Source organism: Candidatus Neomarinimicrobiota bacterium (genome assembly GCA_030743815.1).
Classification (GTDB): Bacteria; Fidelibacterota; Marinisomatia; order Marinisomatales; family S15-B10; genus UBA2146.
In genome coordinates, this window is the sequence record JASLRT010000103.1 from 15,540 (window position 1) to 38,574 (window position 23,035).

At 48.7% G+C, this 23,035-nt stretch carries 22 protein-coding genes; all 22 read left to right on the forward strand.

Annotation, left to right across the window (positions count from 1 at the left end; translation table 11 throughout):
* Positions 1-36: 36 nt before the first annotated feature.
* The 22 genes from smpB (at position 37) to QF669_08840 (ending at position 22,971) form a co-directional block, all read left to right on the forward strand.
* Positions 37-501, forward strand: a complete 465-nt coding sequence (gene smpB / locus QF669_08735; protein MDP6457513.1) for an SsrA-binding protein SmpB — start codon at positions 37-39, stop codon at positions 499-501.
* Complete coding sequence (tyrS, locus tag QF669_08740; GenBank protein MDP6457514.1) at positions 501-1,715, forward strand: tyrosine--tRNA ligase; 1,215 nt, start codon at positions 501-503, stop codon at positions 1,713-1,715. The genes smpB and tyrS overlap by 1 nt, the downstream gene beginning before the upstream one ends.
* A gap of 192 nt (positions 1,716-1,907) precedes the next feature.
* Entirely contained in the window at positions 1,908-2,240 is a 333-nt protein-coding gene (gene trxA, locus QF669_08745) for a thioredoxin (protein MDP6457515.1), read from the forward strand.
* Entirely contained in the window at positions 2,240-3,166 is a 927-nt protein-coding gene (gene trxB, locus QF669_08750; GenBank protein MDP6457516.1) for a thioredoxin-disulfide reductase, read from the forward strand. The genes trxA and trxB overlap by 1 nt, the downstream gene beginning before the upstream one ends.
* Positions 3,167-3,262: 96 nt before the next feature.
* Entirely contained in the window at positions 3,263-3,934 is a 672-nt protein-coding gene (locus QF669_08755) for an ATP-binding cassette domain-containing protein (protein ID MDP6457517.1), read from the forward strand.
* A gap of 53 nt (positions 3,935-3,987) precedes the next feature.
* Positions 3,988-4,893 carry a histone deacetylase gene (locus QF669_08760; GenBank protein MDP6457518.1) on the forward strand — a complete coding sequence of 302 codons (906 nt, stop codon included), beginning with the start codon at positions 3,988-3,990 and terminating at the stop codon, positions 4,891-4,893.
* Positions 4,894-4,903: 10 nt separating this feature from the next.
* Entirely contained in the window at positions 4,904-6,445 is a 1,542-nt protein-coding gene (gene gpmI / locus QF669_08765) for a 2,3-bisphosphoglycerate-independent phosphoglycerate mutase (protein ID MDP6457519.1), read from the forward strand.
* On the forward strand, positions 6,442-7,425 hold the full coding sequence (rfaE1, locus tag QF669_08770) for a D-glycero-beta-D-manno-heptose-7-phosphate kinase (GenBank protein ID MDP6457520.1): 984 nt from the start codon (positions 6,442-6,444) through the stop codon (positions 7,423-7,425). Before gpmI ends, rfaE1 begins: the two co-directional genes overlap by 4 nt.
* Positions 7,426-7,504: 79 nt before the next feature.
* On the forward strand, positions 7,505-9,112 hold the full coding sequence (locus QF669_08775; protein ID MDP6457521.1) for a hypothetical protein: 1,608 nt from the start codon (positions 7,505-7,507) through the stop codon (positions 9,110-9,112).
* Positions 9,109-10,371, forward strand: a complete 1,263-nt coding sequence (locus tag QF669_08780; protein MDP6457522.1) for a GWxTD domain-containing protein — start codon at positions 9,109-9,111, stop codon at positions 10,369-10,371. Before QF669_08775 ends, QF669_08780 begins: the two co-directional genes overlap by 4 nt.
* 7 nt (positions 10,372-10,378) lie before the next feature.
* Entirely contained in the window at positions 10,379-11,437 is a 1,059-nt protein-coding gene (locus QF669_08785; GenBank protein ID MDP6457523.1) for an isocitrate/isopropylmalate family dehydrogenase, read from the forward strand.
* Complete coding sequence (locus QF669_08790; protein MDP6457524.1) at positions 11,434-12,237, forward strand: PD-(D/E)XK nuclease family protein; 804 nt, start codon at positions 11,434-11,436, stop codon at positions 12,235-12,237. The genes QF669_08785 and QF669_08790 overlap by 4 nt, the downstream gene beginning before the upstream one ends.
* A gap of 13 nt (positions 12,238-12,250) precedes the next feature.
* Entirely contained in the window at positions 12,251-12,817 is a 567-nt protein-coding gene (locus QF669_08795; GenBank protein MDP6457525.1) for a ribonuclease HI family protein, read from the forward strand.
* Positions 12,814-13,878 (forward strand): glucose-1-phosphate thymidylyltransferase, encoded by a 1,065-nt coding sequence (locus QF669_08800; GenBank protein MDP6457526.1) that lies wholly within the window; start codon positions 12,814-12,816, stop codon positions 13,876-13,878. Before QF669_08795 ends, QF669_08800 begins: the two co-directional genes overlap by 4 nt.
* Positions 13,865-15,187: a tRNA (N(6)-L-threonylcarbamoyladenosine(37)-C(2))-methylthiotransferase MtaB gene (gene mtaB, locus QF669_08805; GenBank protein ID MDP6457527.1), complete on the forward strand. Its 1,323-nt coding sequence runs from the start codon at positions 13,865-13,867 to the stop codon at positions 15,185-15,187. The genes QF669_08800 and mtaB overlap by 14 nt, the downstream gene beginning before the upstream one ends.
* Positions 15,184-15,828, forward strand: a complete 645-nt coding sequence (locus QF669_08810) for a deoxynucleoside kinase (GenBank protein ID MDP6457528.1) — start codon at positions 15,184-15,186, stop codon at positions 15,826-15,828. The genes mtaB and QF669_08810 overlap by 4 nt, the downstream gene beginning before the upstream one ends.
* Positions 15,829-15,898: 70 nt before the next feature.
* The gene (locus QF669_08815; GenBank protein MDP6457529.1) at positions 15,899-16,654 is read left to right on the forward strand and encodes a FlgD immunoglobulin-like domain containing protein; all 756 of its coding nucleotides are present in this window, start codon (positions 15,899-15,901) and stop codon (positions 16,652-16,654) included.
* Between the two features lie 83 nt (positions 16,655-16,737).
* Entirely contained in the window at positions 16,738-18,078 is a 1,341-nt protein-coding gene (gene trkA, locus QF669_08820) for a Trk system potassium transporter TrkA (protein ID MDP6457530.1), read from the forward strand.
* A 65-nt stretch (positions 18,079-18,143) separates the two neighbouring features.
* Positions 18,144-19,559, forward strand: a complete 1,416-nt coding sequence (locus tag QF669_08825; protein MDP6457531.1) for a potassium transporter TrkG — start codon at positions 18,144-18,146, stop codon at positions 19,557-19,559.
* A 10-nt stretch (positions 19,560-19,569) separates the two neighbouring features.
* Positions 19,570-20,109, forward strand: coding sequence for an enoyl-CoA hydratase-related protein (locus QF669_08830; protein ID MDP6457532.1), 540 nt, complete (start codon positions 19,570-19,572; stop codon positions 20,107-20,109).
* A gap of 12 nt (positions 20,110-20,121) precedes the next feature.
* Positions 20,122-21,675 (forward strand): aldehyde dehydrogenase family protein, encoded by a 1,554-nt coding sequence (locus QF669_08835; protein MDP6457533.1) that lies wholly within the window; start codon positions 20,122-20,124, stop codon positions 21,673-21,675.
* Between the two features lie 147 nt (positions 21,676-21,822).
* On the forward strand, positions 21,823-22,971 hold the full coding sequence (locus QF669_08840; GenBank protein MDP6457534.1) for a hypothetical protein: 1,149 nt from the start codon (positions 21,823-21,825) through the stop codon (positions 22,969-22,971).
* Positions 22,972-23,035 lie beyond the last annotated feature (64 nt).

The following is a 23,035-nucleotide window of genomic DNA, read 5'->3' on the forward strand; positions in this document are numbered from 1 at the left end:
AGAAGGGCTCAAATCTAAATTCGCTGACCGTCTTGAATGTCTGATGAAATCACAATCGTTACCACTAACCGCAAGGCTTTCCACGATTTTAAAATCTTGGAAAAGTTTGAAGCAGGTATAGAACTCGTCGGAAGCGAAGTTAAAAGTCTGCGCGAAGGGAGGGCCAATCTTAAGGATGCCTACGCATCCTTACGTGAAGGTGAAGTGATGCTGGTTGGAATGCACATCGGTCCATATTCCCATACCAGCCATAGCGGACATGAACCGTATCGAGATAGAAGACTTCTTCTTCATCGGCAAGAAATCCGAAAACTGAAGCGCAAGGTTTCAGCCAAAGGTCATACAATAGTTCCTTTAAAGGTATACTTTAATCGGAGCTGGGCAAAAGTAGAAATTGCGTTAGCTACAGGCAAGAGAAGTTATGACAAAAAAGCGGTAATTGCCCGGCGGGATCAAGAGCGGGCTTTGGAACGGGAACTGAGAAATAAACGTCGAGTGTGATGTCGAATTTTCCACCTATAAAAGAACAGATGAAACTCATCCGGCGCGGGGTGGATGAAATCATTCCCGAAGAACAGTTGGAGAAGAAACTACAGCAAGTCGAGGATTCGGGTGAACCGCTCGTGGTGAAACTCGGATGCGACCCGAGCAGGCCCGATCTGCATATTGGTCACGCCGTCGTCTTGCGCAAACTGCGTCACTTCCAGGATCTTGGTCATCAGTCCGTGCTGGTCATCGGCGATTTCACCGCGCTCATCGGAGATCCTTCGGGGAGGAACAAGACTCGTCCTCAACTAACTGAACAGGAGGTAGCAGAATTCGGCAAAACCTATGTAGATCAGGCGTCCCATATTCTCGATCTTGATACACTGAAAATTGTACATAATTCAAAGTGGCTTAGTGCCATGAACTTCAATGATGTGATCCGCCTATCCAGTCGATACACTGTCGCCAGGATGCTGGAGCGCGATGATTTCGAGAAACGATATCGGAGTGAGGTGCCCATCTCCATTCATGAATTTATGTATCCGTTGGCTCAGGCGATGGACTCAATCCAGCTGAATGCCGATATTGAACTGGGGGGCACCGATCAGAAATTCAATTTACTGGTGGGGCGGGATCTGCAGCGGGATCACGGACAGGAGCCTCAGGTGGTAATCACCACACCCCTGCTGGAAGGGACTGATGGTGTGCAAAAAATGTCTAAGTCTTACGAGAATTATATCGCCATTACCGACAGTCCAAAGGAGATGTACGGCAAGACCATGTCCATACCTGACAACCTCATGGAGACATATTTCGAGTTCGCTACAGATGTCCAAGGGAGTGAATTGACATCTATCCGGAAACAGCTTAAGGATTCTTCTCTAAATCCGAGGGATTTGAAAAGACGATTGGCCCGCGATATTGTGACGCTCTACCATTCTGATGCAGCAGCAGAATCTGCCGAAAGGGAGTTCGATACAATCTTTGTCAGGGATGAAGTCCCTGAAGATATGAAAACTTGGCATGCTGCCGGGAATCCAATCGGGATTCTGGAGCTTCTGGCAGAATCCGGCCTCGCCAGTTCCAAACGGGATGCCCGCAGGTTGATTGAGCAAGGAGCGGTCAGGGTGGACGGGGAGAGAGTCTCCGAGATTACGGCTGAGATTGATGTGGCGGAAGACCGCATCCTGAAAGTAGGCAAACGGAAATTTCTCAAAATTACAAGTTAGATTCATACTGTATCACTTCTCTGTCAGGACGCGATTTGTCTACCGTTGCTTGTATTGTGCCTATCAACAATTGTGCACTCCAGAACTGAATCCCTGCCGATTGTAACTTTCTGCAGTTTGATGAATAACCGTACTCTTCCTATATTTGACAGTTGGAAAAACGTTAATATAGTTAACTGAAATGGGAGTATAATGAGTAAAAACATAGGAGAATTAACGGATAACAATTTTAAGGCGGATGTTTTACAGTCTGATCTGCCTGTTCTTGTGGACTTCTGGGCTGAATGGTGCGGTCCTTGTCATGCTGTTGCGCCTGTTGTAGAAGAAATCGCGGGGGAGTACGCGGGAAAGATAAAAGTGGGTAAAGTAAATGTTGATCATAATCCGGAGACGGCGATGAAATATGGCATAAGGAGTATCCCAAGCTTGCTTGTTTTTAAGGACGGTGATGTCTCTGATCAGATCGTCGGTGCAGTTCCTAAACAGAATATCACACAAGTGTTGGATAAAGTTCTGGAAGAGTAATGGTTAGAAAGGTCGTCATCATTGGTTCCGGCCCCGCGGGGCTCACGGCAGCGCTCTATTGCGCTAGAGCAAATCTCGATCCGATTGTTCTTGAAGGTAATCAGCCTGGTGGTCAGCTGACCATCACGACGGATGTGGAGAATTATCCCGGATTCCCGGAGGGAATCATGGGACCGGAATTGATGGACCTGTTCCGAAAACAGGCTACCAGATTTGGTGCAACATGTGAATTCAAGCATGTCACTAAGGTAGACCTGTCCGAAAGACCCTTTAAGGTTTGGGTCGGTGAAGATGTTTATGAGTCTGAGGTTATAGTTATATCCACGGGAGCATCTGCCAGACTGCTTGGTCTGGAGTCTGAAAAGAAGCTGATGGGGCACGGTGTTTCAGCCTGCGCAACGTGTGACGGCTTTTTCTTCAAGGATAAAGAAGTGATGGTTGTAGGTGGCGGTGACTCCGCCATTGAGGAAGCCAATTTCCTGACAAAGTTTGCCAGGAAAGTTACTGTTATCCACAGGCGAGATGAATTACGAGCCTCGAAAATCATGCAGAAGCGTGCCTTCGATAATCCTAAGATCGACTTTGCTTGGGATGCCGTGGTCGAAGATATATTAGGAGATGCGAAAAAGGGAGTGACTGGAGTTCGTCTGAAGGATACTGTGACGTTTGAAACACGCGAAGTTTCCTGTGACGGAGTATTTATGGCAATTGGTCATACTCCCAATACTTCTCTTTTCGAAGGACAGATTGAGATGGATGATAAAGGATATCTCATCACGCGGAACGGCTCGACTCAGACTTCAGTAGAAGGTGTTCTTGCTGCGGGTGACGTGCAGGATCATGTGTATCGTCAGGCTGTAACTGCCGCCGGCAGTGGCTGCATGGCAGCACTCGACGCAGAAAAATACCTGGAATCACTTCACTAAACCTCCCAACCACCTTACTCGGAACAGCGCCGGCCTAACTACGGACTGGAGAAAAATCCAGCCTTCTGTATGACTCAGTGAAGTCGAAAGGAGTGAATGATGAATAGAATACAAGTTCCGATTTTTGAATTGGAGAACACGCGGGTTGATATTGGTGGAAGGTCGATCCTGAAAATAGGGAAGTTTCAATTCCATCGGGGAACTATCTACGGTATTGTCGGTTCGGTAGGCGCTGGTAAGACGACACTGCTTAGTTTGCTTGCGGGAAGAATGGTCCCCACGGAAGGTTCCGTATTATATGAGAAAGAACCGTTTGAGAAATCTTGGCTGGGTAAGCTTAAGGTACCGACGGATATATATATGCTTGATAATGAAGGTGCTGCCGCACAGGGTTCTGTCACAAGTTTCTTCAAACAAAGTGTGCCGCAACGGCTTGAATATATCCAGAGTCAATACTACTCCAAGCCGGCTTACGCTCAGGATTGGGAAATGGCGGTCAATAAATTGTCGCGCGGACAAGTCTACAGGATGAATATGATTGCTGCTATCGAATCTGATCCCAAGGTGCTCATCGCGGACGATTACGGTCTTCATTTCGACAAATCTATAAGCAGAGATTTCAACCGCCGTATCAATCATAGCGCTAAATCGAGAGGTACGACCGCAATTCTATCAAGCACAAGTATGTTTGATCTCAAGAGTGTAGCCGCAGTTGTGATAACGCTGGACAACGGTCACATTTCTCAAGTTCGCTCTCTGAAAAAATAGAATCTTTTCTTGTGACGACAGGGATCGTATACTCGGAAAGATATAAGGACCACGTGACGGGCTCCTACCACCCGGAATCTCCTGCGCGTATGAGCGCTGTCATGGAAGGATTGAGAAACTCACCGCTATGGACTTCTGTTAAACAGATTGATCCCATCCTCGCCGAGACAAAACTGATACAGTTGGTTCACCCCGAATCTCACGTCAGCAAAGTGAAGGACATCTGTCTCTCTGGTATTTCGTTGCTTGATGGGGGAGACACAACTGTATGTGAAGACTCTTATTCTATTGCGCTGCTGGCGGCTGGCGGTATTAAAGCCGGTGTTGACGGTATTTTCTCGGAAGATATCCGCAACGCCTTCTGCGTGATCCGCCCGCCGGGGCACCATGCGGAACTGACTCAGTGCATGGGCTTCTGCCTGTTTAATAATGCCGCAATCGCCGCTCGCTATGCTCAGCATCAATATGGGGCGGAAAAGATCTTCATCCTCGATTGGGATGTACACCACGGCAATGGGACTCAGCATCTCTTCGAAAATGATGCTACTGTTTTCTATCTCAGTCTTCATCAGTTTCCCTATTATCCGGGGACTGGCGATTCATCAGAAACGGGACGCGGAGACGGTCTCGGAACTACCCGGAACTTCCCGCTGTCCACCGGTTCTGGTGATGAATCTTATCTCGATATTTTCGAGAATTCCATTCCTGAGATTATGACGTCTTTTTCTCCCGACTTGATCATTCTCTCCACTGGATTCGATGCCCATTTTCGCGATCCCCTGGCCAATATGAATGTCTCGACCGAAGCTTTTCACCGCATGTCGGAGGTGGTGGTCAGCCTGGCTGACGAAGTATGTAACGGAAGGATCCTCTCCATACTGGAGGGAGGTTATGATCCTGCGGCCCTTGCGAAAAGTAGTGAAGCTCATGTACAGGCTCTAATGGCAGCCGGCGACTGATCGAAAAGTTATGGCAACAGCTAGGCAAAAGTTTATCCTCATTATTCTCGATGGTCTCGGATTACGGGATGCGCGGGAAGCGAACGCCTTCGTTCTTGCAAGAACACCGATATTTGATCGCCTTTTCTCGACCTGTCCATGGACATCCATCGAGGCGTCCGGAGAAGCGGTGGGGTTGCCGACGGGCGTAATCGGTAATTCAGAAGTTGGACATACGACAATCGGTGCGGGGCGGATCGTCAAGCACGACCTGATCAGAGTAAACGATGCTGTGGATGACAGGTCGCTTGGGAAGAGGAGTGAGTTTGCCGCCGTTATCGACTATGTGCGCCAAAAAGAGTGTTCACTCCATCTTATGGGACTTGTTTCAGACGGGGGTGTTCACAGTCATATTGATCATTGTCTTGAACTGCTCTCTGTTGTTAAGGAAACCGGCCTGGAAAATGTGTGCCTCCACGCCATCACGGATGGCCGAGATACTTCACCTCGTGGCGGCAAGGATTATGTGAGACAGATTATTGACAGAATGAACGAACTTGAGCTCGGGGAAATATCTACCATTACAGGCAGATACTTTGCCATGGATCGAGACAAACGTTGGGACAGGACTGAGAAAGCTTACCGGGCTATGATGGCAGGTGAAGGTGAACCGGCATCAGACGCCATCATAGCGATAGAGAAATCGTACGCCAACGGTGTTACAGACGAGTTTATCGAACCGATAATCGTAACGGACGACTCTGAAAAAATCTCAACTGTCGGCCCAGATGATGCTCTCTTCTGTTTCAATTTCCGCGCTGACAGGATGAGGCAGATATGCCGTGCAATAGGCGACGAGCGGTTTGACAAATTCACTACGGTGCAGCAGCCGGTTTTTCTTACGAGCATGACCAGTTATGACAGTTCATTTTCCTTCCCGGTCATGTTCGAGCCAGTAGAGATTTCACAGCAGCTTGGCACCTTGTTGCAAGAAAGTGGGTATCGACAGCTTCGGGTGGCCGAAACAGAAAAATATGCTCACGTCACCTATTTCTTCAATTGTGGTGAAGAATCGCCATTTCCCAATGAGAAAAGGATTCTGGTGCAATCACCCAGGGTAGCCACATACGATCTGATGCCTGAAATGAGTGCCTACGGAATTCAAGATACAGTCCTGCGTGCCTTTGATTCTGATCAATTCGACTGCGCTGTCATGAATCTTGCCAATCCTGATATGGTGGGTCATACAGGCAATCTTGAAGCGGCTGTAAGAGCGACAGAGGTGTCTGATTCTGTTCTCGGAGAAGTGCTCGATGCTGTTATAGATTCTGGAGCGATGGCGATAGTTACGGCAGATCACGGCAATTGCGAAATGATGATTGATGAGCAGACCGGTGATGAGCACACCGCTCACACGATGAATCCTGTCCCATTTGTCCTTGTGAATGCTGATTCTTCCACGGGTCTGAGGCAGGGAGGCGGTCTGGCGGATGTAGCCCCCACAATACTCGATCTGCTGAATATTCCCGCGCCGGAGGAAATGACGGGGAGATCTCTTCTACTAAAACAATGAAATCTGATCGATACAGAGAGCTGGAATCGCATTTTGAGTCGAAAAAGGTGCTAGTGGTAGGTGATCTTATGCTCGATAATTATCTGTGGGGTGACGCTGACAGAATTTCGCCTGAAGCGCCTGTTCCCGTGGTGAAGATCAGTTCTTCCAGTGCAAACCCTGGTGGTGCAGGCAATGTGGCTTACAACTTGAGTTCTCTTGGAGCGGATGCGCATCTAGTCGGCGTGGTGGGCGACGACAAGGACGGCACCACTCTTCACACAATCCTGAAGAATCTGAAGGTTAACGTGAACGGTATCATCGCAGATCCCGGCAGGCAAACTACGGTGAAGACGCGCATCATAGCTCATAGCCAGCAGGTCGTGCGGACAGATTGGGAAACTTCAGATTATGTGGCGGATGATTTGAAAGATCGATTACTGGCGATAGTGAATGAAAAACTTGCCGTCTGTGACGCTGTTATTCTGCAAGACTACAACAAGGGTGTCCTTTCGCCACAGATGATTGAAGCAATTATAAGCACCGCCCGGGAACAGAATGTTCCTATTTACGCGGATCCGAAGTTCGACCACTTTTTCAGCTATGCGAATGTTACTATGATGAAACCTAATCTCGGTGAGGCTTCTCAGGCTGCCGGCGTTGATCTGACGGCGGAAGGTATACTAGAACAGGAAGGGCCGAAACTTCGTCAAAAACTTGACTGTGAATTACTTCTCATTACCCGTGGTGAAAAGGGGATGTCTCTATTCGATGGAACGGGGCATCGGGCAATCCCAACGAAGGCGAGGCAGGTACACGATGTATCCGGTGCCGGAGATACAGTTATTGCAACCTTCAGCCTTTCTCATATCGCCGGTGGTTCACCCGATGAAGCAGCAGAAATCGCTATTTTTGCGGCTGGCGCCGTGTGTGAAGAAGTGGGTGTTGTACCCATTACAAAGGAGAATCTTCACGAAATCATCATTTCGGATAACGTGTAGCTCAATCCTATTCCGCCGCGTAAGGCCTCTCTCAGTTGTAGCCCTTTCATGCCTGACGAGCTTAATAGCTCAGAAGGATGTGCGCTACGATCCGTGGGATTGGATAACATATAAAAACAGCAACTTCGTTTCATCTATTGCCGAGGGGCAGGAGTATATCTACTTCGGTACCAACGGCGGTGTCGTCCGCTATCACATTTTCGGCAAATTCTGGGACTTCCCCATCACACGCTCTCAAGGACTCCCTGATGATGAGATAACCGCCGTCTACTATGATTTGCAGACAGATATTCTTTGGGCTGCGTCAGAGACTACTTTGAGTCTCTCAATGGACGGAGGACGACTGTGGCATACGACTACTAAAGAAGAACTCGGCTTAAGACCAGCGGAAAGAATCATCAGACTTGGGTCGACATCCATTGATGTCTTGTGTGTCACTACAGGCCAGATACTCAGGATAGACCGTCTCTCTGGATTCGTTATCTCTCCTTACGCTCAGATACCGCAGGAGGATGTAAACTGGGGAAGTCGACCGCAGACCGGGGCCGGGCGAGTGGAATCTGTACTGAACGATTTCACGGCGACACAGGGGTGGGTAAACGACTTGGGGATTTTTCATGGACCGGGGTTTCAGGAAGCAGCCGTTTCAACAATGCTTGTGGATCGGTTTGGCGATATCTGGGTCGGGACATGGGGAGGGCCCATCTTCTACGGCAATTTCCAGATGAGACTTCTGGAACCTCTTGAGTACGGTCCAACGCAGACCAATGCCGAGACTATTTTACCTTCAGCGGACGGTTTATGGACAGCGGGCGTTGCGGCAGGGAGTGACCGATCGGGTATCACACTTTACGATCCCCGGCGCGGAATATGGGATTACTACCGGGACGGTACTGAAATAATGTTTGGTGAGGCCGACGTCCTGTGTGCGGTACTTGTGGAGCAAGAGTGGTGGTTCGGTACAACTTCCGGGATTCAGGTTTTTACGCCGGAGAAAGATTCGTGGTTTCTGATCTCGGAAGCGAAGGGGTTACCTGACATCCATGTTACCAGGATCGCCTATGACGGTCAATATGTTTATGCCGGGACACCCTCGGGAATCGTCAGAATCCAGCCGCTTACGAGAAAGCGAGTGCCGTGGGAACTGGCTGGAGCATTCAGGAATTTGCCTGTCAGAGAACTCCACTGGGATGGTGATTATCTGTGGCTTTCTAGCAGCTTCGATCTCTGGCGGTGGCAATCTTCCGCGGGTGAAAGCAGGAGGCTGGCGTTAACTAATTCAAGATTACCGGGTCTAACTGAAAAAGAGACAGGACTTCTCTCGCCTGTCAGCGCTATTGCATCTTCTGATAGGATGGTTTATTTTGGCGATGAGTTTGGACTCCTCTCCTATGATAAAATCACTGGTAAATGGAGCAGATTTTCTGGCAAAGCAGGTCTCGTTGGTTTTGAGATACTGTCACTGGCGCTGAGCGGGAATCCGTCATCAGACGATGTCATCATCTGGATGGGAACCACAAAAGGTGTTATAGCCTTTAATAGTGCAACAGGATATGTCAGGCATTTTACAGAGAAAGACGGTTTGTCATCTGATAGAGTCCGTACAGTCATCATCGATGGAAAAACAGCGTGGTTCGGAACACCGGAAGGACTTGTTCGTTTTCAGTGGGAGGAGTATCTGAAATGAATCGGTTCTTAGTCTGGGTTACTTTTTTTGCCATTCTGCCGTCGATTGGTCTGTCTCAGAGGTTCAGATCGAAGCAGAAGACACTGGGCATCCCGTATTTCCAGGTTATCGTTCCCGGCTATCCTACCGCAAATCCTGATTCAGTGAGAATTGACGTTATTGCGCGAGTCCCCTTCGACGCCATACAGTTTCTCAAGAAAGAGGGAACATTTGAGGCACAGTTTGAACTATCTATCGACATCCTCAATGAAGATGAAAAGAAGGTTAGCGGTAAGATTTCCAGCTACTCGGTCAACAGTAACGAATTCCGCCAGACGATTTCTCCGAAAAGCTACGAACTGGTGAGAGAGTCTTTTGTTGTTGCTACGGGTGAGTACAGTTGTGAAGTGTCGGTTACGGATAAGGATACGCACAAATCCGGCCACCAGACTATTAAACTTGATCTGATGCGTTTCGGCGAGGGAGTTGCATTGAGTGATTTACTATTGATCGATCCTCAAGACATGAGCGATTTGTCCGCGGGTGGAATTCCACGAATCCCGTATCATCTGACAGGAACTGATACGGTTTTCTATCTCTACTATGAAGCGCGAGTGACTCCAGGGGAATTTGAGCTTACAGTGGATATGATTACGGTGGATGACGAATCACTGAGCAATGAGACATTGACCCGATCGTCAGGTGAAGGAGTCATGAGAGAAATACTCAAACTACTCAGGCCGGCCAGTGCCGGGAACAAGTTTAAGATTCAATTATCGCTTGCCCAGGGAGAGGAGAAATCGACTACAGATATCGTGGTTGAAAGCAGGTGGAGAGGTCTGACATCGCGTGTTTCGAATATGGAGGATGCTATTGAACAGGTCAGATATATCGCCACATCGAAAGAGTACAAAAAACTGAGGAAAGCAAAAAAAGACAAGAAAGAACAGTTCTTTAAGGAATTCTGGCAAAATAGAGATCCATCTCCCGAAACGCCCGAAAATGAACTGATGGATGAATACTATCGTAGAGTTCAATACTGCAACAACAAGTTCGGTTCATGGCAAAACGGGTGGAAGACACCTATGGGAATGATATTCATTCTTTTCGGCCCACCTGACGATATTGAGATAAATCTCCACGCCAGGGACGGCCGCTCTTATCAGAGGTGGCACTATTATGCTATTAGCCGGTCGTTCCTCTTTGTCGATTTTAACGGTTTTGGCGATTACGAACTCGTGGAACCCTACAATTCTCCCTACGGTACACGCCGATTCTGACATGGCCATGAAGCTAGCTGTTATCCCCGGAGATGGAGTCGGCCCAGAAATCGTAAACGAGGCGGTAAAACTTTTGAAAACGGTGGACGAACTCAACAATCTCGGTATCGAAATGATGGAGTTTGATCTCAGCGCCAGTCATTACGCAGAAACGGGGCTGGCCCTTCCTAATACTGTCATTAAGACATTGTCAGAACAGGCGGATGCTGTCTTACTCGGTCCTCTTGGAGATCCCGCCATTTCAGATGGACGCTACGCCCGGGAGGTCGTTTCCGGGCTGGTAACAAACCTCAATTTTCCCATCGTCCTCCGCGAGGTGAAACTCCTGTCAGCTGATCTCTCTCCAATGACCACTCTTGCGGAAGGCGATCTCGATTTTTCACTGATTACTGAGGGGACAACCGGTTTTCAGTCTAACTTGGGAGGGACTGTTGATGCGGGACACGAGAACGAGGTTGTAATAGAGCAGGAGGTCAATACCCGCCGCCGGATTGAAAGGGCGGTACGCTTTGCATTTGACTGGGCAGTCAAACAGGAGCGAAACACGGTGACTATGGTCTACGGAGCGAAAACTCAAAAGTACAGTCAGGAATTGTGGCTGCGTATTTTCAAAGAGGTTGGTGAATCATTTGATAAAATATCCACTGTCACGATTCGCCCCGACGCTTTCATCCAGCGCTTCGTCAACACTCCTGATCAGTTCGACGTGGTTGTCACTGAGCACACGTTTGGCTCGGTAATCTCTTCTCTCGCCACAGCGTTTGTCGGCGGTCACGGACTGGCTTCTGTGGCGCATGTCAATCCAGACGGGAAGGGTCTCTTCCGTCCACTGCATCCGCTTTCGACCAAGTATGCAGGCAAGGATTACGCTAATCCCATGGGCATCATGATGGGGGTTAGTTTGCTCTTGAAGCTAGATGGGCATGCAGAAATCACCAGTTCTATTGAAGCTTCGCTCAAGAAAGCGGTGGAAAGCGGCTGGACCACTCGCGATTTAAGTGGGAGTATGGGAACAAGCGAACTGGGTGACTACATCTGTTCCTATTTGACAGAAAGACACGCATGAAACGTCCGTTTTCGCATTCCAGTCTTTCTTCCTTCGAACGGTGTCCTGCAAAGTACAAGTTTTATTATCTGGAAGGGATCGAGAAACCGCACGAAAGTGTAGAATCGTTTCTTGGGAGGCGTGTTCATGAATCACTCGAATTTCTCTACGGTGAGGTTGGTGACGGTAAGACACTGTTCTTTGATCATATCAGCGATCATTTTAGAAATTCGTGGGAGACCGCATGGCATAAACATATCGTCATCGTTGATCCGCAACTGTCGCCCCGCGACTATTTCCAGATAGGTGAACAGTGCCTGGCGTGGTACTTTAGAACGTATCATCCGTTTGAAGAATCTGTTGAAGGGATCGAGGTAGAAATCGTCTTCAAACTGGCCGAAGATGATAAGTTCAAGATAAAAGGCATTATTGACCGTCTCGATAGAAATGACGGCAAATGGGAGATACACGACTACAAAACTTCCAAACGTGCAATGACTCAAGCCGCGGCCGATAAAGACAGGCAACTAGCCCTTTATCAGATCGGTCTTGAAAATCTGTACGATGAAGTTGAAGAGGTGGACCTTATCTGGCATTTTGTGAGGAAAGGTGATACCGTCCGAACTCGCAAGACCCCGCATCAGATTGATGAGTTGAAATCTTCTATTCGTAAACTGGTAGCAAAGATTGAGGAGCGGATCGTGAGAGGAGGACCTTTTCTGCCACGACCGACACCGCTGTGCAACTGGTGTTATTACTGGGATGAATGCCCCGCCAAGCGAGAGCATAATCCCTTTGTGAAAGCCGGCGCCACAGCCTAATTTCTCCGCCGTTATGATCCAGTTTTCCCGTCGAGAAAAAAATCTCCTGCAGCAACTGTTCGCGCCCGATTCCATAGAAAAATTGATGGAAATCGTCCCGGAGACCAACAAGAGCGACTGGGAAGCGCTGCGAGCTAAAATTGTCGGTGGTGAGGGGAAATCGATCCCACTGATACTTTATGTAGATGGTGCGGCAGATTTGAAGGCCAAAAACGCTGGCATCGGCGGCATTATTTTGCGCAATGATAATAGTAAAGAGGAGCTGTTCACTTTTTCTGATAACATTGGTCAGGCGACAAATAATGAAGCCGAATACAAAGCCCTCATTAGAGGACTCGAATATGCCGCTGAATTGAACGGAACAGACATTGTTGTTTACAGTGATAGTGAACTGATCGTCAATCAGGTGAATCTGGAGTACAAAGTCAAGAACAAGAGGATGTTATCGTTACACAGAAAGGCACGCTCAATTCTCGAAAAGTTCGGGTCGTGGCAGGTGCGGCACATTCCACGCGATGATAACCGGAAGGCAGACAGTCTCAGCAAGATGGCACTGGTAGAAGAACAGGTGAAGAGATGAAAGCATTGATTACGGCCGGTGGTCATGGAACGCGACTAAGGCCTATCACTCACACCAAGAACAAGCATCTCATCCCGATAGCCAACAGACCGATGCTGGCTTACGCCCTGGAGTACGCACACAAGGCCGGTATCGAGGAGGTTGGGATCGTCGTCAACGAGGGTGATAAGGAGATCAGCGCTACGTTTGGCGATGGCAACGATCTGAACGTGAACATAACTTATATCGAGCAGAAGGCTCCCCTCGGATTGGCTCACGTGGTGAAAATAGCTGAATCGTACATCGATGGAGATGAATTCATCTTCTATCTGGGAGATAATATTCTTGTGGGCGGTATAAAGAAATTCATCGATGAATTCCACGAGAATCGTTCGAGCTGTCACCTCGTTCTGAGCAAAGTCCCTGACCCGGAGCGGTTTGGTGTCCCAGAGATTAAGGTCAATCAGATCGTGGCGGTAGAGGAAAAACCGACATCACCCAAAAGCAATTATGCTGTCACCGGCATTTATCTTTACGACCAGAATATTTTTGAGGCGGTGAACAGTATTATACCTTCAGTCAGAGGTGAGCTGGAGATTTCTGACGCCCATCAGTACCTGCTTGATAAAGGACTGAGCGTTACATATTCCGAGATAACAGGGTGGTGGAAAGACACCGGCAAATCAGCGGACTTGTTGGAAGCGAACCGGCTAGTGCTTGACAATGTTGACGGTCCCAGCAGTGCTGAAATTGATAACCAGTCAAAAATGACTGGCCGCGTCGTGTCCGGCACCGGGACAAAAATCGTCCGCAGTACCATAAGGGGACCTGTCATACTGGGTCAAGATGTGATCGTGAAGAATGCCTACATTGGACCTTACACCTCCATCGGCGATCGTTGCAGTATCATCGGAAGTGAAGTGGAATACTCTATCTTTATGAGCGATTCACTGATAGAAGATGTGGGTGTCAGGATAGAAGCTTCCCTGGTGGGTCACGAGGTGAAAATTACGAATTCCAGTACCAGGCCGAAGACCCACAGACTGATGGTAGGAAATCAGGGTAAAATTGAGCTGGCCTGAGGAGAGAGAGGCGATTCACCCTTCCAGGCGTGTCGCTTTCTGCACGCTGGGATGCAAGCTAAATTTTTCCGAGTCGTCTACCGTGGCGCGCGACCTTTTTACAAATGGCTTCCACAAAGTTGATTTTGGCGAGAGGGCGGACCTTTATGTAATCAATACCTGTTCGGTGACGGATAACGCCGAAAGGAAGTGTCGCAAAGTGGTAAGGCAAGCTCTCAGAAGTTCACCGGATGCATTCATAGCGGTTATGGGATGTTATGCGCAACTGCGCCCCCGGGAAATCTCCAGAATTCCCGGCGTGGATATTGTGGTCGGCGCAGATGAAAAATTTAATCTTCCTGCCAGTCTGGATGATCTTAATAAGCGATCCATTCCCCAATACCACAGTTGCGACATTGAGCAGGTGAACACATTTTTCCCTGCCTACTCCGTTGGTGAAAGGACGCGAGCGTTCCTGAAAGTTCAGGACGGGTGTGATTATAACTGTTCTTACTGTATCATTCCCGAGGCAAGGGGCAGGAGCAGGAGTGGCACTGTCCTTCAGGTGATGGTGCAGGCGCGGCGACTTGCGCAGACTGGCGTGAGAGAAATTGTGTTGACGGGAGTTAACACAGGTGATTTTGGCACTTGGAACGGCGAATCGCTCCTTGACCTCATCCAGTCTCTCGATACCATTGATGGTATCGACCGTTTCAGAATTTCGTCCATCGAGTCAAACCTCCTCAGCGATGCAATTATTGATTTCGTTGCCCGATCTGAGAGATTTGTACCTCATTTTCACATCCCACTTCAGTCTGGATCGAACCGGGTTCTCAGCGCCATGCGCCGCAGGTACCATGCTGACCTCTACCGGGAAAAGGTAGCGACGGTAAAAGAGCGTATTCCAGACTGTTGCATCGGGGTTGATGTCATCGTTGGTTTTCCCAGCGAGAGTGAGCGTGATTTCCTGAAAACTTATGAACTCCTTTTGCAAGCGGATATCTCTTACTTGCATGTATTTACCTATTCGGAACGACCGAATACTGACGCGTTGAAGGTTTCCCCGGTTGTACCGCAAAAGGAACGTAGCAGGCGCAGCAAGATACTTCACACCCTTTCCAGTCAGAAGAAGGAGTCGTTTTACGATGATCACCGGGGAAGAACAATGCCGGTTCTTTTCGAGAAATATGATGCTGGAATTCTGTCAGGTATGACAGATAACTACATCCGCGTCGAAACGGTGGGAGAGGAACGGATGATCAATGAGATTAGAAAAGTTCATCTGCTTGAGCAAAAACGAGGATTTTTAAGAGGAGAGCTCGCAAATTGAGTCGTCAACCTTTCGTTTCGGTAGCCGGAAACATTGCCGTTGGTAAAACGACCCTCACCACTATCATCGCCGACCGTCTTAGCTGGCGACCATTCTTCGAGTCCGTGGAAGATAATCCATATCTGTCTGATTTCTACGGCGACATGAAGCGGTGGAGCTTTCACCTTCAGATCTATTTCCTATCCAAACGGTTCATGACGCAGCGTGAGATGGCATCGGGCAATATACCGGCTGTGCAGGACAGAACGATCTATGAAGATGTGGAGATCTTTGCGCGCTCCTTATACGATATGGGAAACATGTCGGATCGGGATTGGCGGAGCTACAAAGATCTTTTTTATGAGATGACAAGTTATCTGGCGAAGCCGGCACTGATTCTCTATCTCAAGGCGTCTACAGATACACTGATGACAAGAATGAAATCGCGGGGGAGGGATTATGAAAAGACGGTATCGCCAGAGTATCTCCACAGACTAAATATGGCCTATAGCCGCTGGGTGGAAAGTGCAGAGGATGAACTGAACATCGTAACTGTTGAGACGGACGGTTTCAACGTCTATGAGGATGAAGATGGTGTCGAAAAAATCCTGGCAAAAGTGCGGCGGGAGTGTGGTTTGGAACAGGCTGAGACAGTCAGTTGACGCGTGGGAATGACTGTTTGATTTAGCAATGATTATTGCGAACTTTAATAAAGCATAACGGAGCAAGCAGATGCAGCTTCGACATTTGATATATTTATTCTTCTTCCTCGGTCTAACACACTTTCTTTCTGCCGGAGATTCCGAGCCGGGAGTTGTTTTCTCAAATGTTTCTCTTACCCGGAGTCAGGACGGGATGATCTATGTAATCATCGATTCAGAGGAGGATATTGCTGCACTGCAATTCTCTCTAGAATATGACCATAATAAAGTTATGATGGGAAAGCCGGCTTTCTTTCCGGACAATCAGCATTTTTCCATTGAAACCGGAGGCGATTCAAGTCTTATGAAAGTTATCGCCTTCAGTCTTGGCGGCAGACTGCTGGATACGAGCGATCCCGTTCTGAAGATTCCTCTCTCTGCTCTCGGTGATTTCGAAGGGGCTATTCCCCTTAACGTGAGGGAGTTTATCGCGTCAGATCCCAACGGAAATAAAGTAAATCTTAAGGTTTCAGCGGGAAAAGTTTTCATTGTGCCGACATTACCAAGGAAGCTCAATTTCAGTCAGAATTTTTCGAGCTTTTCCAGGGGCGAGCCGGTTATCAAACTTGATTTGCCTGAAGCCGCCCTGGTGAATCTCGCCATTTACGATGTCAAGGGGAAAAAGGTACGGATGATCGAAGAGAGGGAGATTCTGGAAGCGGGATTCCATTCCATCACCTGGGATGGGACAGATGCGGAGGGACAACCGGCTTCCGCTGGAGAGTATGTATGTTCTCTCAAGGTAGGCGCCAATTTGCACACTATGAAGATGGTGCTGTTAAGGTAAGCTTTATATATGGCAGTCTACCGGTGATAAACAGAGCATATGTTTTGAACGTAATCACACATACCATTAAGGATTAGATCGTCATGAGAATTGTTGTCATCGGCGCCGGCGAAGTCGGCTATCAGCTTGCCAAAGGTCTCAGTGAGGAAAACCTCGATATTACCATTATAGATATCAATCCTGATAAGGTACATCGTGCCATGGATACTCTGGATGTTATCGCCTTACAGGGAGACGGAGCCAGTCAAGAAGTTCTGAAAGAGGCGCGAGTTCAGGAGGCAGATATTGTTGTGGCTGTGACACGGATTGATGAGGTTAACCTGATTGCCTCGCAACTGTCACATGAATTGGGTGCGCGCAAGATTATTGCCCGGCTAAGAAACACCGATTACAGCAAAAAAGATACCATAATTCATCCTGAAAAATTTGGCATCGATAAGGTAATCCACCCGGAAATGGCAGCAACGGATGAAATCATTCGCCTTGTCATGCAAACAGCGGCCACCAGCGTAGATGATTTCGAAGGCGGGAAGCTTCAACTGATTGGACTTCGACTTAGCAACGGTTGTCCTGTCATCGGAAATGTGTTGGTAGAAATTCGGCAGGAGAATCCCGATTTTGCCTTTAATGCAGTGTGCGTTCTGCGGGGGAATAGAACCATCGTTCCACACGGAGATTCAGTCTTTGAACCGGGCGATATATGGTACTTTCTGGTGAAAAAGGAGCGAGTGGAAAACCTTCTGAAGGTTCTCGGGAAGCATATAAAAGAGACTCAGAATGTGATAATCCTCGGCGGTGGTAAGATCGGCAGGACAGTAGCCCGTTTACTTCAAGACAAAATTGACGTAAGACTCATTGATTCAAATCAGAAGAAGGCGGAAAAGCTGGCCCAGGAACTGGAGAAAACATTGATCCTCCACGGTGATGGTACGGATATCGAGTTCCTCAGGTCTGAGAGTATCGAGGATGTGGACAGTTTTATTGCAGTGACACAGAACGAGCAGACAAACCTTCTTTCGGCCCTTCTTGCGAAACATCTCGGTGTGAGGCAGAGCCTCGTCCACGTATCAACTACTGAGTATATACCTGTCATGAAGGTGATCGGTATGGACAGCGTTGTAAGCAAGAATATGTCAACTGTGAAGGAGATACTCGAATACATCAAGAGTGATGAAAAAATCATAGTCACAGATTTCGAAGACGTTGACGTGGAGGCAATTGAGTTCAGTCCTCAGCCAGGCTGCAAGGCGACACGAAATATTCTAAGTGAGATCAAATTTCCCTCCGATTGTGTTGTGGGTGCTGTGAATCATCACGGTCACATTTCAATTGCACAGGGTGATACTCAGCTCAGTGAAGAAGATATTGTCCTCGTATTCGTCATGCCGGCAGTCCTTCCTAAGATCGAAAAACTTTTCTCATAGCTTCAATGCACGTCCGGAGCATTCTGAATGTACTATCCGCTTTAGTTGCACTCCTTGGGTTCACAATGCTGCTGCCGGCGGTGTGTTCATTGTTCTACGGTGAATCCGATCTCGAAGGAATTCTGATCTCAGCCGGGATTACACTGGCTGTTACGCTACCGGTCTGGTTTTTCACAAGAGGCGAAGTACAGCTGGGGATCAAGGACGGTTTTGCCATTGTTACACTGACGTGGACATGTGTAGCAGCTTTTGGCGCTCTGCCATTCATTCTTACGGGTGCCATCCCAAATATCACGGACGCATTCTTCGAATCGATGTCCGGTGTAACGACAACAGGTGCCTCCATCATTGGAAACATCGCCACACTCCCTCACCTGTCAAACGGAGTTGAAAGTCTGCCACACGGTGTTCTCTTCTGGCGTAGCTTCATCCAGTGGATCGGCGGCATGGGAATCATCGTTTTCAGCATTGCCATCCTGCCTCTCTTGGGTGTAGGCGGCGTGCAGCTTTTCCGAGCCGAAGTTCCCGGTCCTGTACCTGATAAAATCAAACCCCGGGTGCAAGAAACGGCGAAAATTTTGTGGCTTGTCTATTGCGGAGTGAGCTTGACAGAGATGATTCTTCTGGCACTCGGGGGCATGTCCATTTTTGACGCCATGTGCCATACATTTACCACCATGGCTACGGGAGGTTTTTCAACGAAAAATATTAGCATCGGCTATTTCGACAGTTCTTATATCCATTACGTCATCACTTTCTTCATGTTTCTGGCGGGAGTCAATTTTACTCTGCACTGGAGAGCGCTCACGGGCAACATCAAAGAAGGCTATTTCAAAGACGGTGAATTCAAGTTTTACGGTGGTCTGATTCTCCTCTTCACACTATTTGTAATAATCAATAATGTGATCCAGCACGGTACTGTCGGCCACGCTCTTTTCAGAGATTCACTATTTCAGGTTGTCTCTATCATCACCACGACCGGATACGGGACAGCGGACTACACGCTCTGGGGGCCGTTCTCACAGATCGTTTTTCTTCTCCTGATGTTTTTTGGTGGCTGTGCCGGGTCGACTGGAGGAGGGATGAAAATGGCTCGCATCATGGTGGTGACTAAGTACAGCCTCTCAGAAGTGAAACGTCTGCTTCATCCACGAGCCGTCATACCCGTCCGGGTGGGGCGGCGAATGATTGCCGATGAAGTGATCCGTAATACTCTTGGTTTTGTACTGTTTTATGTTTCAATCTTTGTAGGCGTATCGGTGGTGCTCACGGCCATGGGTTTCGATCTTGTATCTGCCCTTGGGGCTACAGCGGCATCGATTGGCAATGTAGGACCGGGACTCGGATCTGTGGGACCGTCAGCAAACTATGCCCATTTCCCCGATCTGGCCAAGTGGCTTCTCTGTTTATGCATGCTTCTCGGGAGGCTGGAAATCTTTACTGTCATTGTCTTATTCAGCCGATCATTCTGGAAACGGTAGAGGCGCTAAAATGTCAACGGTACTGAAAGAAGCCAAAGAGAGATGTGGCGTCATTACCGTCAACAGGCCCGAGGTCCTCAATGCCGTGAATCAGAAAACAATGGAAGAATTGAAAGACGCGTTTATGGACTTCCGCCGTGACAGCGGAGTGGGTGTTATTATTCTCACTGGCGCAGGTGAAAAGTCTTTCATAGCGGGGGCGGATATTACTGAGATGTCATCGGCCAGCGCTACGGAAGCCGTCGAACTCATCACCGGTGGTGAAATGATTTCGACACAGGAAGCGGAGGAGATGGGACTTGTGAACCACGTGGTGCCGCCGGAGGATTTGATGCCTAAGGCGATGGAGATAGCCAATTCCATTCTGAGCCGCGGCCCGGAAGCGGTGAGACTCTCCCTTGAAGCAATTCAGCACGGAATGGAAATGACCCTGGCCGAAAGACTGGATTACGAAGCCAACCTCTTAGGTATTGTTTTCAGTACGGAGGACAAAGATGAGGGGACTACGGCCTTCATGGAGAAGAGAAAGCCGAAGTTTCAAGGCAAGTAGGAGAATCTTACTATGAATGAGAGCGAAACAATTTCTTCTTCAGAACGAGCTTCAGTCTATTCGCAGACTGCTGAAACCAGTGTCTTCGAGAACGGTCTCTTGCGCTGTATTAATCCGGCTACTATGGAGACCATCACGAAATTGAATATTTCCACAGAAAAAGAAATCAGGGAGAAAATTGACAGCCTGAAAGAGGCTCAACAGGAGTGGAGTGCCCTATCATCAAAAGATCGTGCTAAAGTTCTCAAGAAAATGAGGAAACATCTGGTGGAACGGATGGACGAGGTGATGGAGGTGATTCTAAAGGAGACAGGTAAAACGGACTTTGACGGCATTATTGAGATACTGACCACCGTCGAAATCATGCGCTTTGTTTCATCTGCCGGTCCCCGGACACTTGCTTCAGAGAAGCGTTCCATGGGAATCGTCATGAAGACAAAGCGCGGCTCGGTTCAGTATCTTCCCTTCGGTATCGTAGGGATCATATCACCGTGGAACTATCCGTTGATTCTGTCGGCAAGTCCTGTGGTTCAGGCGTTGATGGGAGGCAATGGTGTGTTGTTGAAGCCGTCCGAATACACGCCCCTCACTGCTCTGAAGATGAAGGAAGTTTTTGACGAAGGCGGATTGCCTGCCGGTCTGTTACAGGTGGTGATCGGCGGTGGTGATCTGGGCGAGGCGATTGTTGCATCTCCTGACACGGATCTGATTTGTTTCATCGGCAGTGTTAAGGTTGGCAAGCTGATAGGTGTTGCCTGCGCAGAACAGATGAAACCTGTTATTCTGGAACTAGGCGGAAAGGATCCTCTGATTGTGCTTGCCGATGCCAATATTGAGCGTGCGGCACGTGCCGCCGTCTGGGGCGGCTTTCACAATGCTGGACAGACTTGTATTTCCGTGGAACGCGTGTATGTGGAAGAGGCCGTGGCTGATCAATTCATTGAAAGAGTATCACAGCTTGCGATAGAAACGCAAATGGGGTCTCAGCAGTCGACATGCGATCTCGGGAGTATGACGACCAATCCTCAGGCGGCGAAGGTTTTAGCACAGATCGCCGATGCCAGAAAACGCGGCGCAAATATTATGGTTGGTGGCCAAGAACTTCCAAACCGTGAAGGCCACTTCATTCAGCCTACTGTCGTAGTAGATGTGGATGAGACGATGGAGTTGATGAATCGCGAGACATTCGGGCCGGTAATAGCCATATCGAAGGTCAAGGACGCAGACGAGGCGGTAGACAGGTCGAATTCACTGAGTTACGGTTTGAATGCATCCATCTTCACACAGGATTTGAAGAAGGCGCGGGAGCTGTCGAAACGCATTCAAGCCGGAAACATTTGCATTAATGATGTGGAATCCAACTATCTCTGCGTCAGTCTACCTTTTGGTGGGACTGGTTCCAGCGGGTACGGACGTCTGCAAGGTGTGGAAGGCATCAAGGCTTTTGCTCAGGTGCAAGCCGTTTGCGAAGACCGTTTTGGGCTGAAGAGGGAGCTGTGGTGGTTTCCTGTTTCCGACGGCGTGAAGAAGCTGTTCCGGGCGCTAATCAAGATCTTGTACGGATAGGTCGTTACTCTCACCTGACTGCTTTGTAATCAAGTGAGCAGAAGATTCTAGGCTATTGATTTCTCTCCGGCGGAGGGAAGACGAATAAGAGGGGGGCAAGGGGTTTCACTCACAACAGACCAATAATCGCAACAGTGGAGAGCAGTGGTGAAACAGCGTTTCTTTGAAGGTCTTTTTGGAAGATACATTCTTCCAGGCGTCATAATGCAGTCCGTTCTCATCGGAGGGGGATATGCCACTGGCAGGGAGATCGTTGAGTACGGCGCCCGCTTCGGTTCTCTCGGATGGATATCCGGACTCACGATATTCCTCGGTCTTGCATTTCTCAGCTTTCTTACTTTTGAGCTGGCACGGACCTTTCAGGCCTACGACTACCGTTCGCTTGTGAAACAGGTGGCATGGAGGTTCTGGTTTCTCTACGAGATTGTCTATGTGGTTTTGGGGATCATCGTAATTGCCGTCATGGCGTCCGCCACAGGTGAGATCGTACAACAGACACTGGGACTGAACTACTGGATGGGAGTTGCAGCCATTACCCTGGTGGTAGGTATTTTGAACTTTTACGGCCGCCATCTGATCGAGCAATTCAAGACGTTCGGCACAGCGGCGCTCTATCTTGGCTACATCCTCTTTTCCGTTCTCGTGCTCTCCAGCAAATGGAAGGCGGTGCAAGCCACGCTCGCCAATGGCGACACCTCTTATTCATCGCAACCAGTCACCGCGGCGACTGCCGTTGCTGTGGGGATCGTATATGTGGGGTACAATCTTGTCTTTGCGCCGGCACTCTTCACGCTGAGGCGGCAGTCGACACGTAGAGAGACGTTTCTGTCGGGAATGATCGCCGGACTGCTCATGACACTGCCTTGGTTTCTTACCTACTTTTCTCTCATGGCGTTCTACCCAGATCCTGAAGTTCTCGGCGCCACGGTACCGTGGCTAGTGATGCTAGAGAAGATAGGAGGTACTGCAGTAGTCACGCTCTTCGGTTTTGTGGTAGGGTGGACTTTGATCGAGACCGCCACAGGGATTGTTCATGCCATTATTGAAAGAATGCGAACCCACGCTATCGAAGCCGGCCGCCACCCGTTGACATCTTCACAAAATGCACTCTTTGCCACGGGTATGCTGATTTTATCGGTAGGACTGGCGCGCATCGGAATCGTTGATCTTATTGCTAAAGGGTACTCAGCCATGGCATACGGGATGATTCTCGTATATATTATTCCGCTGATGACGGTTGGTGTCTTTCGTATTATGAAGCCGGGATGGAAACGCGAATTCTGGGCGAAAGCGTGATGTTAAGTAGTGGAATTCTCTTGTAAGATTGATGCTAACTCCTTAGCGTTTGTGTCATCAGTTA

Excerpts from the sequence above, each read along its gene's own strand:
- QF669_08755 (MDP6457517.1), top strand. The coding sequence starts at position 3,263 with ATGATGAATAGAATACAAGTTCCGATTTTTGAATTGGAGAACACGCGG.
- QF669_08780 (MDP6457522.1), top strand. The coding sequence starts at position 9,109 with ATGAATCGGTTCTTAGTCTGGGTTACTTTTTTTGCCATTCTGCCGTCG.
- trxA (MDP6457515.1), top strand. The coding sequence starts at position 1,908 with ATGAGTAAAAACATAGGAGAATTAACGGATAACAATTTTAAGGCGGAT.
- tyrS (MDP6457514.1), top strand. The coding sequence starts at position 501 with ATGTCGAATTTTCCACCTATAAAAGAACAGATGAAACTCATCCGGCGC.
- gpmI (MDP6457519.1), top strand. The coding sequence starts at position 4,904 with ATGGCAACAGCTAGGCAAAAGTTTATCCTCATTATTCTCGATGGTCTC.
- QF669_08795 (MDP6457525.1), top strand. The coding sequence starts at position 12,251 with ATGATCCAGTTTTCCCGTCGAGAAAAAAATCTCCTGCAGCAACTGTTC.
- trkA (MDP6457530.1), top strand. The coding sequence starts at position 16,738 with ATGAGAATTGTTGTCATCGGCGCCGGCGAAGTCGGCTATCAGCTTGCC.
- QF669_08835 (MDP6457533.1), top strand. The coding sequence starts at position 20,122 with ATGAATGAGAGCGAAACAATTTCTTCTTCAGAACGAGCTTCAGTCTAT.
- QF669_08830 (MDP6457532.1), top strand. The coding sequence starts at position 19,570 with ATGTCAACGGTACTGAAAGAAGCCAAAGAGAGATGTGGCGTCATTACC.
- QF669_08825 (MDP6457531.1), top strand. The coding sequence starts at position 18,144 with ATGCTGCTGCCGGCGGTGTGTTCATTGTTCTACGGTGAATCCGATCTC.
- QF669_08785 (MDP6457523.1), top strand. The coding sequence starts at position 10,379 with ATGAAGCTAGCTGTTATCCCCGGAGATGGAGTCGGCCCAGAAATCGTA.
- QF669_08815 (MDP6457529.1), top strand. The coding sequence starts at position 15,899 with ATGCAGCTTCGACATTTGATATATTTATTCTTCTTCCTCGGTCTAACA.
- QF669_08800 (MDP6457526.1), top strand. The coding sequence starts at position 12,814 with ATGAAAGCATTGATTACGGCCGGTGGTCATGGAACGCGACTAAGGCCT.
- smpB (MDP6457513.1), top strand. The coding sequence starts at position 37 with ATGTCTGATGAAATCACAATCGTTACCACTAACCGCAAGGCTTTCCAC.
- QF669_08790 (MDP6457524.1), top strand. The coding sequence starts at position 11,434 with ATGAAACGTCCGTTTTCGCATTCCAGTCTTTCTTCCTTCGAACGGTGT.
- trxB (MDP6457516.1), top strand. The coding sequence starts at position 2,240 with ATGGTTAGAAAGGTCGTCATCATTGGTTCCGGCCCCGCGGGGCTCACG.
- rfaE1 (MDP6457520.1), top strand. The coding sequence starts at position 6,442 with ATGAAATCTGATCGATACAGAGAGCTGGAATCGCATTTTGAGTCGAAA.